The 14,831-nt window shown below is 61.6% G+C and carries 26 protein-coding genes; all 26 read left to right on the top strand.

All coding sequences use genetic code 11. The annotated features are described in order from the left end of the window. The 26 genes from rplD (at position 1) to LOC60_RS01745 (ending at position 14,822) form a co-directional block, all read left to right on the top strand. The gene (gene rplD, locus LOC60_RS01870) at positions 1–615 is read left to right on the top strand and encodes a 50S ribosomal protein L4 (RefSeq protein WP_227918737.1); all 615 of its coding nucleotides are present in this window, start codon (positions 1–3) and stop codon (positions 613–615) included. Then, positions 612–917, top strand: a complete 306-nt coding sequence (gene rplW / locus LOC60_RS01865) for a 50S ribosomal protein L23 (RefSeq protein ID WP_066295939.1) — start codon at positions 612–614, stop codon at positions 915–917. The genes rplD and rplW overlap by 4 nt, the downstream gene beginning before the upstream one ends. A gap of 30 nt (positions 918–947) precedes the next feature. Next, a complete protein-coding gene (rplB, locus tag LOC60_RS01860) occupies positions 948–1,787 on the top strand; it encodes a 50S ribosomal protein L2 (protein WP_230021140.1) in 840 nt (279 codons plus the stop codon). A 12-nt stretch (positions 1,788–1,799) separates the two neighbouring features. Beyond that, positions 1,800–2,081 carry a 30S ribosomal protein S19 gene (gene rpsS / locus LOC60_RS01855; RefSeq protein WP_104052734.1) on the top strand — a complete coding sequence of 94 codons (282 nt, stop codon included), beginning with the start codon at positions 1,800–1,802 and terminating at the stop codon, positions 2,079–2,081. A 38-nt stretch (positions 2,082–2,119) separates the two neighbouring features. Next, the gene (rplV, locus tag LOC60_RS01850; protein ID WP_227918735.1) at positions 2,120–2,485 is read left to right on the top strand and encodes a 50S ribosomal protein L22; all 366 of its coding nucleotides are present in this window, start codon (positions 2,120–2,122) and stop codon (positions 2,483–2,485) included. Further along, positions 2,486–3,328, top strand: coding sequence for a 30S ribosomal protein S3 (rpsC, locus tag LOC60_RS01845; protein WP_227918732.1), 843 nt, complete (start codon positions 2,486–2,488; stop codon positions 3,326–3,328). Then, positions 3,329–3,745: a 50S ribosomal protein L16 gene (gene rplP, locus LOC60_RS01840; protein WP_055239353.1), complete on the top strand. Its 417-nt coding sequence runs from the start codon at positions 3,329–3,331 to the stop codon at positions 3,743–3,745. 2 nt (positions 3,746–3,747) lie between these two features. Then, on the top strand, positions 3,748–4,077 hold the full coding sequence (gene rpmC / locus LOC60_RS16145; protein WP_269440127.1) for a 50S ribosomal protein L29: 330 nt from the start codon (positions 3,748–3,750) through the stop codon (positions 4,075–4,077). After that, on the top strand, positions 4,074–4,379 hold the full coding sequence (rpsQ, locus tag LOC60_RS01830) for a 30S ribosomal protein S17 (RefSeq protein ID WP_279326965.1): 306 nt from the start codon (positions 4,074–4,076) through the stop codon (positions 4,377–4,379). Before rpmC ends, rpsQ begins: the two co-directional genes overlap by 4 nt. A 384-nt stretch (positions 4,380–4,763) precedes the next feature. Continuing rightward, entirely contained in the window at positions 4,764–5,132 is a 369-nt protein-coding gene (gene rplN / locus LOC60_RS01825) for a 50S ribosomal protein L14 (RefSeq protein ID WP_055239356.1), read from the top strand. 3 nt (positions 5,133–5,135) lie between these two features. Then, positions 5,136–5,495: a 50S ribosomal protein L24 gene (gene rplX / locus LOC60_RS01820; protein WP_230021138.1), complete on the top strand. Its 360-nt coding sequence runs from the start codon at positions 5,136–5,138 to the stop codon at positions 5,493–5,495. Then, positions 5,495–6,064, top strand: coding sequence for a 50S ribosomal protein L5 (gene rplE / locus LOC60_RS01815; protein WP_230021136.1), 570 nt, complete (start codon positions 5,495–5,497; stop codon positions 6,062–6,064). Before rplX ends, rplE begins: the two co-directional genes overlap by 1 nt. 90 nt (positions 6,065–6,154) lie before the next feature. Further along, a complete protein-coding gene (rpsH, locus tag LOC60_RS01810) occupies positions 6,155–6,553 on the top strand; it encodes a 30S ribosomal protein S8 (protein WP_146361106.1) in 399 nt (132 codons plus the stop codon). An 18-nt stretch (positions 6,554–6,571) separates the two neighbouring features. Continuing rightward, on the top strand, positions 6,572–7,108 hold the full coding sequence (gene rplF / locus LOC60_RS01805; protein ID WP_230021134.1) for a 50S ribosomal protein L6: 537 nt from the start codon (positions 6,572–6,574) through the stop codon (positions 7,106–7,108). A gap of 2 nt (positions 7,109–7,110) precedes the next feature. Beyond that, complete coding sequence (rplR, locus tag LOC60_RS01800; protein WP_230021132.1) at positions 7,111–7,494, top strand: 50S ribosomal protein L18; 384 nt, start codon at positions 7,111–7,113, stop codon at positions 7,492–7,494. A 29-nt stretch (positions 7,495–7,523) separates the two neighbouring features. Continuing rightward, complete coding sequence (gene rpsE, locus LOC60_RS01795; RefSeq protein ID WP_227918719.1) at positions 7,524–8,204, top strand: 30S ribosomal protein S5; 681 nt, start codon at positions 7,524–7,526, stop codon at positions 8,202–8,204. Beyond that, positions 8,204–8,416, top strand: coding sequence for a 50S ribosomal protein L30 (gene rpmD, locus LOC60_RS01790; RefSeq protein WP_146361114.1), 213 nt, complete (start codon positions 8,204–8,206; stop codon positions 8,414–8,416). The genes rpsE and rpmD overlap by 1 nt, the downstream gene beginning before the upstream one ends. 1 nt (position 8,417) lies before the next feature. Further along, on the top strand, positions 8,418–8,873 hold the full coding sequence (gene rplO, locus LOC60_RS01785) for a 50S ribosomal protein L15 (protein WP_230021131.1): 456 nt from the start codon (positions 8,418–8,420) through the stop codon (positions 8,871–8,873). Positions 8,874–9,117: 244 nt separating this feature from the next. Beyond that, entirely contained in the window at positions 9,118–10,428 is a 1,311-nt protein-coding gene (gene secY, locus LOC60_RS01780) for a preprotein translocase subunit SecY (protein ID WP_230021129.1), read from the top strand. Further along, positions 10,425–10,997 carry an adenylate kinase gene (locus LOC60_RS01775; protein WP_230021127.1) on the top strand — a complete coding sequence of 191 codons (573 nt, stop codon included), beginning with the start codon at positions 10,425–10,427 and terminating at the stop codon, positions 10,995–10,997. The genes secY and LOC60_RS01775 overlap by 4 nt, the downstream gene beginning before the upstream one ends. 46 nt (positions 10,998–11,043) lie before the next feature. Then, positions 11,044–11,868 carry a type I methionyl aminopeptidase gene (gene map / locus LOC60_RS01770; protein WP_230021125.1) on the top strand — a complete coding sequence of 275 codons (825 nt, stop codon included), beginning with the start codon at positions 11,044–11,046 and terminating at the stop codon, positions 11,866–11,868. Positions 11,869–12,169: 301 nt separating this feature from the next. Further along, a complete protein-coding gene (gene infA / locus LOC60_RS01765; RefSeq protein ID WP_055239372.1) occupies positions 12,170–12,391 on the top strand; it encodes a translation initiation factor IF-1 in 222 nt (73 codons plus the stop codon). 83 nt (positions 12,392–12,474) lie between these two features. Continuing rightward, positions 12,475–12,588: a 50S ribosomal protein L36 gene (gene rpmJ, locus LOC60_RS01760; RefSeq protein WP_012397712.1), complete on the top strand. Its 114-nt coding sequence runs from the start codon at positions 12,475–12,477 to the stop codon at positions 12,586–12,588. 201 nt (positions 12,589–12,789) lie between these two features. Next, positions 12,790–13,167: a 30S ribosomal protein S13 gene (gene rpsM, locus LOC60_RS01755; RefSeq protein WP_230021123.1), complete on the top strand. Its 378-nt coding sequence runs from the start codon at positions 12,790–12,792 to the stop codon at positions 13,165–13,167. A 66-nt stretch (positions 13,168–13,233) separates the two neighbouring features. Next, the gene (gene rpsK, locus LOC60_RS01750) at positions 13,234–13,635 is read left to right on the top strand and encodes a 30S ribosomal protein S11 (RefSeq protein ID WP_049829160.1); all 402 of its coding nucleotides are present in this window, start codon (positions 13,234–13,236) and stop codon (positions 13,633–13,635) included. Between the two features lie 176 nt (positions 13,636–13,811). Then, entirely contained in the window at positions 13,812–14,822 is a 1,011-nt protein-coding gene (locus tag LOC60_RS01745; protein WP_230021113.1) for a DNA-directed RNA polymerase subunit alpha, read from the top strand. Positions 14,823–14,831: the final 9 nt, after the last annotated feature.

Here is a 14,831-nt window from a genome sequence, read left to right as displayed (position 1 = left end):
ATGGCTAACGAAACCACTGTTGAATTCCCCGCAGAGATCTTCGACGTTCAGACGAACGTACCGCTGCTCCACCAGGTGGTAGTTGCTCAGCTTGCAGCCGCCCGCCAGGGTACGCACAAGACGAAGACGCGCGCCGAGGTAAGCGGCGCAGGCCGCAAGCCGTTCAAGCAGAAGGGCACCGGCCGGGCTCGTCAGGGCTCCATCCGTGCTCCTCACATGACCGGCGGCGGCGTAGTCCACGGACCGACGCCCCGCGATTACAGCCAGCGCACCCCCAAGAAGATGAAGGCTGCTGCACTGCGCGGCGCCCTGTCGGACCGGGCACGCAACGGCCGTATCCACGTCCTCGAATCCCTGGTTGAAGGCACCAAGCCTTCCACCAAGGACGCACTGAGCGCCCTGCGTTCGGTTTCCGACCGCAAGAACCTGCTCGTTGTTATCGAGCGCGCCAACGATGTTGCCGCACTTTCAGTGCGCAACGTTCCGGCTGTTCACGTGATCTACGTAGATCAGCTGAACACCTATGACGTGCTTGTTGCCGACGACGTGGTCTTCACCAAGGCTGCCTACGACGAGTTCGTCGGCAAGAACACTGTCAAGGAGGACGCCAAGTGAGCGCGACCACCGCTAAGGATCCGCGCGACGTAGTGCTTGCACCCGTCGTCTCGGAAAAGAGCTACGGCCTGATTGACGAAGGTAAGTACACCTTCCTGGTCGACCCCCGCTCCAACAAGACCGAGATCAAGCTGGCCGTGGAGAAAATCTTCTCCGTCAAGGTCGACTCGATCAACACCATCAACCGTGCCGGTAAGCGTAAGCGCACCAAGTTCGGATGGGGACAGCGCAAGAGCACCAAGCGCGCAATTGTCACCCTCAAGGACGGCACAATCGACATCTTCGGCGGTCCGCTCAGCTAGGGCGGAGACCACTTTAACGAGGAATAAATAATGGGAATCCGTAAATACAAGCCGACTACTCCGGGCCGTCGCGGCTCGAGCGTAGCCGACTTCACCGAAATCACTCGGTCGACGCCGGAAAAGTCGTTGGTACGTCCGCTGCCCAAAAAGGGCGGCCGTAACAACACCGGTAAGATCACGACCAGGCACAAGGGTGGTGGACACAAGCGTCAGTACCGTCTGATCGACTTCCGCCGCCACGACAAGGACGGCGTCAACGCACGCGTTGCCGAGATCGAATACGATCCGAACCGTACCGCCCGCATTGCGCTGCTGCACTACGTTGATGGCACCAAGCGTTACATCATTGCTCCGAACAAGCTCAAGCAGGGCGACTTCGTAGAGGCAGGCGCCGGCGCTGATATCAAGCCCGGCAACAACCTGCCCCTGCGTAACATCCCCGTGGGTACCACCATCCACGCCGTTGAACTGCGTCCGGGCGGCGGCGCCAAGATGGCCCGCTCCGCCGGTGCATCCGTTCAGCTCGTTGCCAAGGAAGGCCGCTTCGCCCAGCTGCGTCTGCCCTCCGGCGAAATCCGCAACGTCGACGTCCGCTGCCGCGCCACCATCGGCGAGGTCGGCAACGCCGAGCAGTCGAACATCAACTGGGGCAAGGCCGGCCGTATGCGCTGGAAGGGCGTACGCCCGACCGTCCGTGGTGTCGCCATGAACCCGGTCGACCACCCGCACGGTGGTGGTGAAGGTAAGACCTCCGGTGGACGCCACCCGGTCAACCCGAACGGTAAGCGCGAAGGCCGTACCCGCCGTTCCAATAAAGAGAGCGACAACCTCATTGTGCGTCGCCGTCGTTCCGGCAAGAACAAGCGATAGGAGCCTGGAAACATGCCACGCAGCCTGAAGAAAGGCCCCTTCGTCGACCAGCACCTGTTTCTCAAGGTAGCGGCCGAAAACGAAAAGGGCACCAAGAACGTCATCAAGACGTGGTCACGCCGTTCGATGATCATCCCCGACATGCTCGGGCACACGATCGCCGTACACGACGGACGTAAGCACATTCCGGTGTTTGTCACCGAGTCGATGGTCGGGCACAAGCTCGGCGAATTCGCTCTGACGCGGACATTCCGCGGCCATGTGAAGGACGACCGCAAGGGCAAGCGCCGCTAGGCGCTGCTCTTTCGGCAGAAGACGAGAGAAGGAAAGCAATGGAAGCCAAGGCAATTGCGCGTCATATCCGCGTAACGCCTATGAAGGCCCGGCGCGTCGTCAACCTTGTTCGTGGCAAGCAAGCGAATGAGGCTCTGGCAATTCTGAAGTTTGCCCCCCAGGCAGCTTCGGAGCCGGTACTTAAGGTAATTCAGTCGGCTATGGCCAATGCACGTGTCCTCGCGGACCGTGACGGCGTGGCCTTCGACGAGGGTGACCTCTTCGTCAGCGAAGCATTCGTTGATGAAGGACCCACCATGAAGCGGTTCCAGCCGCGGGCCCAGGGCCGCGCCTACCGCATCAACAAGCGGACCAGCCACGTCACCGTGGTAGTCGCAACCCCTACGATCGAGGAGGAACGCTAAGTGGGACAGAAGGTAAACCCGCACGGGTTCCGACTCGGCATCACCACTGACCACGTATCGCACTGGTTTGCTGACAGCAACAAGCCGGGCCAGCGTTACAAGGACTTCGTCCGCGAGGACATCAAGATCCGTCAGCTGATGTCCACCGGCATGGACCGCGCCGGCATCGCCAAGGTTGAGATCGAGCGCACCCGTGACCGTGTCCGTGTGGATATCCACACCGCACGTCCGGGCATCGTGATCGGCCGCCGCGGCGCCGAAGCAGACCGCATCCGCGGCGAGCTCGAAAAGCTCACCGGCAAGCAGGTCCAGCTGAACATCCTCGAGGTCAAGAACCCCGAGATGGAAGCACAGCTTGTTGCCCAGGGTGTTGCTGAGCAGCTCTCTTCCCGCGTGGCTTTCCGCCGTGCGATGAAGAAGGCCATCCAGTCCGCACAGCGTGCAGGCGCCAAGGGTATCCGTATCCAGTGCTCCGGTCGTCTGGGCGGCGCTGAAATGAGCCGTTCCGAGTTCTACCGCGAAGGCCGTGTGCCCCTGCACACCCTCCGCGCGCAGATCGACTACGGTTTCTTCGAAGCCAAGACCACCTTCGGCCGTATCGGCGTGAAGGTCTGGATCTACAAGGGCGACGTTACCGCTAAGGAACTGGCTGCACAGCAGGCTGCTGCACCGTCCCGCGGACGCTCCAACGATCGTCCGGGCCGCGGCCCGGCCGACCGCGGTGACCGTGGCGGCGACCGCCGTCGTCGTCCCGAGCGCGGCGACAAAGCCGCCGCGCCCGCTGCTGCAGAGGCTCCGGCCGCTGAGGCAGCTGCCCCCGCAGCAGAAGGAGGACAGGCTTAAATGCTTATCCCACGTCGAGTCAAATACCGTAAGCAGCACCACCCGGGTCGCTCCGGCGCTGCAACCGGCGGCACCGCCGTCAGCTTCGGCGAGTGGGGTATCCAGGCTCTGACGCCTGCGTACGTCACCAACCGCCAGATTGAAGCTGCGCGTATTGCCATGACACGCCACATCAAGCGTGGCGGTAAGGTCTGGATCAACATCTACCCGGACCGTCCGCTGACGAAGAAGCCTGCTGAAACCCGTATGGGTTCCGGTAAGGGTTCTCCGGAGTGGTGGGTTGCAAACGTCAAGCCGGGCCGGGTTCTCTTCGAACTCTCCGGTGTTTCCGAAGAGGTAGCTCGTGAGGCCCTGCGCCTGGCGATCCATAAGCTGCCGTTGAAGGCACGCATTGTGCGTCGCGAGGGTGGTGAATAGAAATGGCAGTTGGATCAAAAGAGCTGACAACTGAGCAGCTTGACGGCTTCGATAAGGACCGTCTCGTAGAAGAACTGCGCAAGGCCAAGGAGGAGCTGTTCAACCTCCGCTTCCAGTCGGCCACCGGCCAGCTGGAAAACCACGGTCGTCTGCGTGCAGTCAAGCGCGATATCGCCCGCATCTACACGGTGCTGCGTGAGCGCGAGCTGGGCATTCGTCCCGAGGTTACCGCTCCCGTTGAGGAAGCAGCACCCGAGGCACCGAAGAAGTCAAAGAAGAAGGCTGACAAGTCTGAAGCTGAAGCCAAGGTCGCTGAGGATGATGCCAAGTGAGCGAAAACAAGAATGAGGCAGCAGTGACAACTGACGCAAACGGCGCCGATGCCCGCGGGTACCGGAAGACCGCACGCGGCTACGTGGTCTCGGACAAGATGGACAAGACCATCGTCGTCCAGGTTGAAGACCGCGTGAAGCACGCCCTTTACGGCAAGGTTATTCGCCGGACCGAGAAGCGCAAGGCCCATGACGAGCAGAACGCTGCCGGCATTGGTGACCTCGTGCTGATCGCCGAGACCCGGCCGCTGTCCGCTACCAAGCGGTGGCGCCTGGTCGAGATCCTCGAAAAGGCCAAGTAACCTAGTAGTAAGAAGTACCGGCGGCCCGCCGGTGTGTTCACTGCCTCAGGCGGGGAACACGCCGGCACCGTCCACAGCGTGAGGGCCCCGGCCGCGTTATCGTCTTCGATTTCGCATCCGGGGCCTTTTCGCGATAAACTTGAAATCTTGTCTGTGTGGTGGGGAAGTATGTCCGGAATCCGGTCCCGAAGGGGAACTGGAAACCGACCGGCTATCTCACCGCCGAATGAGACAAAAGCCCGATAATCTTGTTCGACTCCGCGTAGGCGGCTGCACTGGCGTGCGGCCGGCCGCCCGGGGTTGAGTACCAGTATTACGGGGTCCACCCATATCCGTTCCGCCAGGCTCAGTAGAAGAGAACCGGCGCGACGACAGGAGTAATAAGTGATTCAGCAGGAGTCGCGACTGAAGGTCGCCGACAACACGGGTGCCAAGGAAATCTTGACCATCCGCGTTCTCGGTGGATCCGGCCGTCGCTACGCAGGCATTGGCGACACCATTGTTGCCACCGTCAAGGATGCAATTCCCGGCGGCAACGTCAAAAAGGGCGACGTGGTCAAGGCCGTCATCGTCCGTACCAAGAAGGAACGCCGCCGCCAGGACGGTTCCTACATCAAGTTCGATGAGAACGCTGCAGTGATCTTGAAGAACGACGGCGACCCCCGTGGTACCCGTATCTTCGGGCCGGTCGGCCGCGAACTTCGCGACAAGAAGTTCATGAAGATCATTTCGCTGGCTCCGGAGGTGCTGTAGTCCATGGCAAAAATCAAGAAGGGTGACCTCGTTCAGGTCATCACCGGTGCAAAGGCTGAGCGCGGCGGAGACCGCGGTAAGCAGGGCAAGGTTCTGAAGGTTTTCCCCGAGAGCAACCGCGTTCTCGTTGAAGGCATCAACCGCGTCACCAAGCACACCAAGGTTGGCCAGTCCTCCCGTGGTTCCAAGACCGGCGGCATCGAGGTTGTTGAAGCCCCGATCCACGTTTCCAACGTCGCAGTTGTCGACCCGGAGACCAAGAAGCCGACCCGCGTTGGCTTCCGCACCGCAACCGTCGAAAAAGATGGCCGTGAGCGCATTGTGCGTATCCGCGTGGCCAAGGGCTCTGGGAAGGACCTCTAATGACTGAGACTGTCACCAAGATCGTTCCCCGTCTGAAGACCCGCTACGCAGCGGAGATCAAGCAGACCCTGCAGGACGAATTCAACTACTCGAACGTCAACCAGGTTCCCCGCCTCGTCAAGGTGGTTGTGAACATGGGTGTTGGAGATGCCGCCAAGGACTCCAAGCTCATTGACGGCGCTGTCCGCGACCTCACCCAGATCACGGGCCAGAAGCCCCAGGTCACCAAGGCACGCAAGTCCATCGCACAGTTCAAGCTGCGCGAAGGCATGCCGATCGGTGCGCACGTTACGCTGCGCGGCGACCGCATGTGGGAATTCGTTGACCGGCTGGTTTCCCTGGCACTGCCCCGTATCCGTGACTTCCGCGGCCTGAACGGCAAGCAGTTCGACGGCAACGGCAACTACACGTTCGGTCTGACCGAGCAGTCGATGTTCCACGAAATCGATCAGGACAAGATCGACCGCGTACGCGGCATGGACATCACCGTGGTTACCACCGCAAAGACCGATGACGAGGGACGCGCGCTGCTGAAGGCGCTCGGCTTCCCGTTCAAATCCGAAGATTAATTACTACGTAACAGGTCCGACGGAAAACCGTGAGGCAACGCCGCACGGGACTCCTGCAGGAAACCGTTACGAGGGAGGGCAAGAGCCCAAATGACAATGACAGATCCTGTCGCAGATATGCTCACGCGTCTGCGCAATGCAAACTCGGCATACCACGATTCCGTGTCCATGCCTTACAGCAAGCTCAAGGCGCGCGTTGCTGACATCCTGAAGGCCGAGGGCTACATCGCCGGCTGGAAGGAAGAAGAGGCCGAGGTTGGCAAGAAGCTGACCCTGGATCTCAAGTTCGGTCCGAACCGCGAGCGTTCCATCGCCGGTGTTCGCCGCATCTCCAAGCCCGGTCTGCGCGTTTACGCGAAGTCCACCAACCTGCCGCACGTGCTGGGTGGTCTGGGTATCGCAATCCTGTCGACGTCGTCAGGTCTCCTGACTGACCGCCAGGCCGCCAAGAAGGGTGTAGGTGGGGAAGTCCTCGCCTACGTCTGGTAGCAGGGAAGGGAAAGAAAAATGTCACGTATTGGACGTCTGCCCATCCCGGTTCCTGCCGGAGTAGATATCGCCATCAACGGCAACGTTGTATCCGTCAAGGGCGCCAAGGGCGAGCTGAGCCACACTGTGCCCAGCCCGATCACGGCAACGCTTGAAGACGGCACCATCACCGTTACCCGCCCGAACGACGAGCGTGAATCCCGCTCCCTCCACGGCCTGACCCGCACGCTGATCAGCAACATGATCACCGGCGTGACCGAGGGCTACAAGAAGGATCTGGAAATCGTTGGTACCGGTTACCGCGTTGTTGCGAAGGGTTCGGACCTCGAGTTCGCCCTCGGCTACAGCCACCCGGTCCCCGTCGCGGCCCCCGAAGGCATCACGCTTACCGTGGTTGGCCCGACGAAGGTCACCGTGTCCGGTATCGACAAGCAGCAGGTGGGCGAGGTTTCCGCCAACATCCGCAAGCTGCGTAAGCCCGACCCCTACAAGGGCAAGGGTATTCGTTACGCCGGCGAGATTGTCCGCCGCAAGGTCGGAAAGGCTGGTAAGTAACCATGGCCATCAGCATTAATAAGAAGCGAAACAGCAAGAGCAAGTCTGCCCTGCGCAGCCGTCGCCAGCTGCGTATCCGCAAGCGGATTTCCGGAACCGCGGTTCGCCCGCGCCTCGTGGTCAACCGCTCTGCCCGCCACATCTTCGTCCAGGTTGTCGATGACACCCGCGGCGTAACCGTGGCTTCCGCCTCCACCATGGAAGCGGATCTGCGTGCCCTGGACGGCGACAAGACCGCCAAGGCCAAGCGCGTCGGCGAACTCGTCGCTGAGCGGTCCAAGGCCGCCGGCGTCGAATCCGTTGTCTTTGACCGCGGTGGTAACCGCTACCACGGCCGTATTGCTGCAGTTGCAGACGGCGCACGTGAAGGTGGGCTGGCACTGTGACCGAGGTAAACAAGGAAAAGGAAAATCAGGTGACTGAAGCTACAGCTGCTGAGGCAACTGAGACCAAGGAAGCCGCAGCCACCGGTACCGACGACCGCCGCGGCGGACGTCGCGGCGAGCAGCGCGGCTCCGACCGTGGAGGCCGCGGAGAACGCGGTGGCCGCGGTGGCCGCGACGGCGGACGCAACGATGAGAAGGACAAGTTCATTGAACGCGTCGTGACCATCAACCGCGTTGCCAAGGTGGTCAAGGGTGGCCGTCGCTTCAGCTTCACCGCCCTCGTTGTTGTCGGTGACGGCAACGGCATGGTCGGCGTTGGCTACGGCAAGGCAAAGGAAGTTCCCTCCGCTATCGCGAAGGCCGTTGAAGAAGCCAAGAAGACCTTCTTCCGCGTCCCGCGCATCGGTGGAACCATCCCGCACCTCGTCCAGGGTGAAGCTGCTGCAGGCGTTGTCCTGCTGCGTCCGGCTTCCCCCGGTACCGGTGTTATCGCCGGTGGTCCGGTCCGCGCCATTCTCGAATGCGCCGGTATCCACGACGTCCTGTCCAAGTCGCTCGGGTCCTCCAACGCCATCAACATCGTGCACGCCACGGTTGATGCGCTGAAGCGCCTCGAGGAGCCCCAGGCAGTGGCAGCACGCCGCGGCCTTCCGCTCGACCAGGTCGTTCCCTACGCGATGCTCCGCAACATGCAGAAGGCAGGTGCCTGATGTCGACTCCGAAGAACGTTGCCGTTAGCACGGCTCGGCTGGAAATCACTCAGATCAAGTCCACCATCGGTGGTAAGCAGAATCAGCGCGACACGCTGCGTTCACTGGGCCTGAAGCACATCGGCGACTCCGTCGTCCGTACTGCTGATGCAGTGACCGTTGGCATGATCAACACGGTTCCGCACCTCGTGAAGGTTGAGGAGGCGAAGTAACATGCCCGAAGAAAACAGAACTCTTAAGGTCCATCACCTGCGTCCGGCACCCGGTGCCAAGACGGCTAAGACCCGCGTTGGCCGCGGTGAAGGTTCCAAGGGTAAGACGGCAGGCCGCGGTACCAAGGGTACGGCTGCCCGCTACCAGGTCAAGGCAGGTTTCGCAGGCGGACAGCTTCCGCTGCACATGCGTCTGCCGAAGCTGCGCGGCTTCAAGAACCCGTTCCGGGTCGAGTTCCAGGTTGTAAACCTGGACAAGATCTCGGAGCTGTTCCCCGAAGGCGGCGCCGTGGACATCGAAGCACTGGTTGCAAAGGGTGCGGTTCGCAAGAACCAGCCCGTGAAGGTACTCGGCTCCGGCGACATCACCGTCAAGGTTGATATCTCCGCCAACGCCTTCTCCGCCAGCGCTGCAGAAAAGATCGCCGCAGCCGGCGGATCCACCACCACGGTCTAAGACCACGTGGCGGGTCTGCTTCCCTCCCCGTCCGGACGCTTTATGCGTCCGGACAGGGCAGGGGCGCACGATCCAGCGTTTCACCACTGAACTCCCGGCGGGCCCATCCGGTCCGCCGGGAGTTCAGTTCCGTTTAAGGCAACTACCGCGTCCCGTCCGGCGTTAACGCAGTACGGGCCGCGAGCGGCTAGACTCTGTTTCTGTCACAAGTCCGCATGGGACTTTCCAAACTTCAGGAGGACGCTTGCTTAGCGCTATTGGCCGGGCTTTCCGGACGCCAGACCTGCGACGCAAGCTGTTGTTTACGCTGGGTATCATCACTATCTTCCGCATGGGTGCTTTTATCCCGGCCCCGGGTGTTGACTACGGCAATGTGCAGCAGTGCTTGAATCTGGGTGCCACCTCAGGTGGCATTTACCAGTTCGTCAATCTTTTCAGCGGCGGTGCGCTGCTGCAGGTCTCCATCTTTGCCCTCGGCATCATGCCCTACATCACCGCCAGCATCATTGTTCAGCTGCTGCGCGTCGTGATCCCCCACTTCCAGGCTCTCTACGACGAAGGCCAGCAGGGCCAGTCGAAGCTGACGCAGTACACCCGGTACCTCACCATCGCACTGGGCCTGCTCAACGCGACGACTGTCGTCTCCCTGGCCCGTTCGGGCGCGCTCTTCAACAACCAGTGCGCCCTGCCGATCATCCCGGATGACAACATGGTCACCGTCCTGCTGCTCATCGTCACGCTGACCGCCGGCACCGGCGTCATCATGTGGATGGGCGAGCTCGTCACGGAAAAGGGTGTGGGCAACGGTATGTCGCTGCTCATCTTCACCTCCATCGCGGCGTCCTTCCCCAGCGCCCTCGGCGCCATCCTCAGCGCGCAGGGCTGGACTATCTTCCTGGCCGTCATCGCCGTCGGCGTCCTGACGGTTGCGCTGGTCATCTTCGTGGAACAGTCACAGCGCCGGATCCCGGTGCAGTACGCCAAGCGGATGGTCGGCCGCCGGACGGTCGGCGGCACCAACACCTACATCCCGATCAAGGTGAACATGGCCGGCGTGATCCCCGTGATCTTCGCGTCCTCCATGCTGTACCTGCCCAGCCTGCTGGCGCAGTTCAATACGCCCCGCGAGGGCACGCCGCCGGGATGGGTGGTCTGGATCAACAACTACCTCGTCAGCGGCGACCACCCGCTGTACATGCTGGTGTACTTCCTGCTGATCGTCTTCTTCACCTACTTCTACGTCTCCATCACGTTCAACCCGGACGAGGTCTCGGAGAACATGAAGAAATACGGCGGCTTCATTCCCGGCATCCGTGCCGGCCGCCCCACCGCCGAATACCTGCAGTACGTGCTCTCCCGGATCACCCTGCCCGGCGCCCTTTACCTGGGCTTTGTCGCCCTGATCCCGCTGATTGCTCTGGTGTTGGTTGGAGCTAACCAGAACTTCCCGTTCGGCGGAACGTCAATCCTCATCATGGTTGGTGTGGGACTGGAAACGGTTAAGCAAATTGACGCGCAGCTCCAGCAACGTCACTACGAAGGGTTATTGCGATGACAAGAATGCTCATTATCGGGCCTCCCGGTGCCGGTAAAGGAACTCAGGCGGCCCGCATCTCGGACCGGCTCGGTGTCACGGCAATATCGACCGGAGACATTTTCCGTTTCAACGTCAAGGAACAGACTCCCCTTGGCGTAGAGGCCAAGAAGTACATCGACGCCGGCAACTTCGTTCCGGATTCCGTCACCAACGACATGGTGCGCACCCGGCTGACGGAGGACGACGTCGAATCGGGCTTCCTGCTTGACGGCTACCCGCGCACCGTGGCGCAGGTGGAGGAACTGGACGACATCCTGGCCGGCAACGGCCAGAAGCTCGACGCGGTGCTTCTGCTGACGGCCGACGACGACGAACTCGTCGCCCGGCTGCTGAAGCGTGCGGAGCTCGAAGGCCGCAGCGATGACACCGAAGACGTCATTCGGCACCGCCTGGACCTCTACAAGCAGCAGACGGGCGACGTCGTCGCCCGTTACGAGGACCGCGGCATCGTGACCCGCGTTGACGGACTCGGCGGCATCGACGACGTCACCGAGCGCGTTATGGAAGCACTGAAGGACCTGCGCTAAAGAAGCACCGGCGCTAAAAGTTATCCGCTAGGAAGTTAGAAGACACATGTTCGGCCAGCCTCGAATCGAATACAAAACCAACGAGCAGATGCGCATCATGCGCGAAGCCGGCCTTGTATTGATCTCCGCTCTCGATGCGGCCGTGAAGGCCGCCGAGGTCGGGGTCAGCACACGCGAGATAGACGCAGTATTTGCCCGGGTACTGAAGGAAGCGGGGGCAACCTCGAATTTCCTGGGCTACCACGGCTACCCGGCCACGGTGTGCACCTCCGTGAACGAGGAAGTTGTCCACGGCATCCCGGGGGACCGGGTGCTGCAGGACGGCGACATCATTTCCATCGACGGCGGCGCAGTGGTGAACGGCTGGCATTCGGACTCCGCACGCACCGTGATCGTGGGTACACCGGATCCCGAGGACCAGCGGCTGTCCGATGTCACCGAGAACGCCATGTGGCACGGCATCGCCGCTGCTGCCAAAGGCAAGTTCGTGGGCGACATCGGCGACGCCGTGGACGATTACGTCAGCAGCGTCCCGGGCCGGAAACTGGGCATCCTCGAAGACTATGTCGGCCACGGCATCGGCACCGAGATGCACCAGGCCCCGGACGTGCTGAATTACCGGACCGGACACCGCGGTCCCAAGCTGCGGCCGGGCCTGTGCCTCGCCATCGAACCGATGCTGGTCCGCGGGAAGATCCTCACCCGCACCCTCGACGATGACTGGACGGTTGTCACCGAGGACGGAAGCAGGTCAAGCCAGTGGGAGCACTCCGTTGCCATCCATGAAAAGGGCATCTGGGTCCTCACGTCGCCCGACGGCGGCGCCTCCCGGCTGGAGCCGCTGGGGGTCACCCCGGTTCCGATTCCCTAGGGAGTACGTGTTGTGAACACCCCAGGCAGGCCCCGTTCCCTTCCGGAACGGGGCCTGCCTGGCGTCCGGGGGAGGGAAGGCGGCTATCCGAACCGCCCGTTCAGGGACTGGACAGGTGGAACGATTTAACTTATGGGGGGTCTTCCCGTAGAGTTATCTGTTGGTTGTCTCTACATTCGTGCCCGGATTGACCGCTTTCGATGCTTTGTGCGCCGATGCGGCGGCCCGGACCGGACAGACCAGCCACATTCGAAAAACCGTTGCCGGCGTTCCGCCGGCGACACAGACGTTAGCGGAGGATATGGCCAAGAAAGACGGCGTCATTGAGATCGAGGGCTCGGTAAACGAGGCCCTGCCCAACGCGATGTTCCGCGTTGAGTTGGCCAACGGCCACATTGTGCTCGCACACATCTCGGGAAAGATGCGTCAACACTACATTCGCATCCTCCCAGGAGACCGCGTTGTGGTGGAACTTAGCCCGTACGACCTCACCCGGGGTCGCATCGTCTACCGCTACAAATAAACCGCTGCAAAGACGGACAGCGCACCGGCCTGCCGGTTCACTGACCGTTCAAGCTCAACCCTGCAACCACGCAAAGGAAAACCATGAAGGTCCAGCCGAGCGTCAAGCAGATCTGCGATAAGTGCAAGGTGATTCGCCGTAACGGTCGAGTCATGGTGATCTGCGAGAACCCGCGCCACAAGCAGCGCCAGGGCTAATCTGCTTCTCTAGCTCCGAGGTCCGAAAGGGCACCGGTAAGAGGGCTCCTGATTCAGGGGATCAGCCCACGCGTAGTTAATTCAATATGGCAGTGCAGCGTCTATACGCGTGACGCATACCCCCGGTACGGAGGCCGGGGACCTGGCAACAGGGACGCACTGCTTCAGACCTCCGGTAATAACCAAAGGAGAACCGCCGATATGGCACGTCTCGCTGGCGTTGACATTCCCCGCGAAAAGCGGGTAGTGATTGCGCTTACCTACATCTACGGCGTGGGCAAGACCCGTGCAGAGCAGACCCTTGTAGAGACCGGCATCAGCCCGGATACTCGCGTCAAGGACCTCACCGACGCTGAACTCGTTCAGCTGCGTGACTACATCGAGGGCAACTTCAAGGTTGAGGGTGACCTCCGCCGTGAGGTGGCCGCCGACATCCGCCGCAAGGTCGAGATTGGCAGCTACCAGGGCATCCGGCACCGCCGCGGCATGCCCGTCCACGGTCAGCGCACGAAGACCAACGCTCGTACCCGTAAGGGCCCGAAGCGCACCGTTGCCGGTAAGAAGAAGGCCGGCCGCTAAATAAGCGGTCTTTCGGCCACGGCCCGAATCCGGGCCACCTAAACCAAACTCTTTGTAGGAGAAGTAATGCCCCCCAAGACTCGTGGAGCGGTCCGCAAACCGCGTCGCAAGGATAAGAAGAATATCGCGCTCGGCCAGGCGCATATCAAGAGCACCTTCAACAACACCATCGTGTCCATCACGGACCCGTCCGGTGCTGTTATCTCATGGGCTTCCGCCGGTGAGGTTGGCTTCAAGGGCTCCCGTAAGTCCACCCCGTTCGCTGCTCAGATGGCTGCTGAAGCTGCCGCTAAGCGCGCACAGGAGCACGGCGTCCGCAAGGTCGACGTCTTCGTGAAGGGTCCGGGCTCCGGTCGCGAGACCGCCATCCGTTCGCTGCAGGCCACCGGCCTGGAGGTTGGCTCCATTCAGGACGTCACCCCGAGCGCGCACAACGGCTGCCGTCCCCCGAAGCGCCGCCGCGTATAAGCAGCACTGCGGTTCCGGTTCCACCGGCGGGTAGTCCACTTCGTGGGCTGCCCGCCGGAGGGCACCGGTCCCGGGCTGGCTGTAAGCCGTCCAAGACGCCCGCGGAAGACCCGTCGTCGTCGTTTCCACCATTTGTGTTGCGTCATATAGCGGATGCTCGCTGAAAGGAAATGCAAGTGCTCATTGCACAGCGCCCCACCCTCACCGAAGAAGTCGTAGCCGACAACCGCTCACGGTTCATCATTGAACCCCTGGAGCCGGGTTTCGGTTACACCCTTGGTAACTCCCTCCGTCGTACCCTGCTGTCCTCCATTCCCGGTGCCGCTGTAACCAGCATCCGCATCGAGGGCGTGCTGCACGAGTTCACGACGGTTCCCGGCGTCAAGGAAGATGTCACTGAGATCATCCTGAACGTCAAGAACCTCTCGGTTTCCTCCGAGCACGACGAACCCGTTGTGGCGTACCTGCGCAAGCAGGGCCCCGGCGTGGTTACGGCTGCGGACATCGCTCCGCCGGCCGGCGTGGAGTTCCACAACCCCGACCTGCACATCGCCACGCTGAACTCGAAGGGCAAGTTCGAACTCGAACTGACCATCGAGCGCGGCCGCGGCTACGTGTCGGCCAGCCAGAACAAGTCCGGTGACCAGGAGATCGGCCGCATCCCGGTTGACTCCATCTACTCGCCGGTCCTGAAGGTGACCTTCCGCGTGGAGGCCACCCGTGTTGAACAGCGCACCGACTTCGACCGCCTGATCGTTGACGTTGAAACCAAGGATGCCATTGCACCGCGCGACGCCGTCGCCTCTGCCGGTACCACCCTGGTTGAACTGTTCGGCCTGGCACGTGAACTCAACACCGCCGCTGAAGGTATCGAAATCGGCCCGAGCCCCACGGATGCCGCACTGGCAGCCGACATGGCCCTGCCGATCGAAGACCTCGAGCTGACCGTGCGTTCGTACAACTGCCTCAAGCGCGAAGGCATCCACACCGTGGGTGAACTCGTAGCCCGCTCCGAGGCTGACCTGATGGACATCCGCAACTTCGGCGCGAAGTCCATCGACGAGGTGAAGGCAAAGCTGGTTGAACTGGGTCTGTCCCTGAAGGATTCCCCTCCCGGGTTCGATCTGGCCGCACATGCCGCAGCTATTGAAGAGGACGAGTCCGAATACTCGGACGACGAGCTCTAACTGAAGCAA

This window comes from Arthrobacter sp. zg-Y769 (genome assembly GCF_020907405.1).
In the GTDB taxonomy this organism is placed as follows: Bacteria; Actinomycetota; Actinomycetes; order Actinomycetales; family Micrococcaceae; genus Arthrobacter_B.
This window is presented reverse-complemented; position numbering and strand designations above follow the sequence as displayed.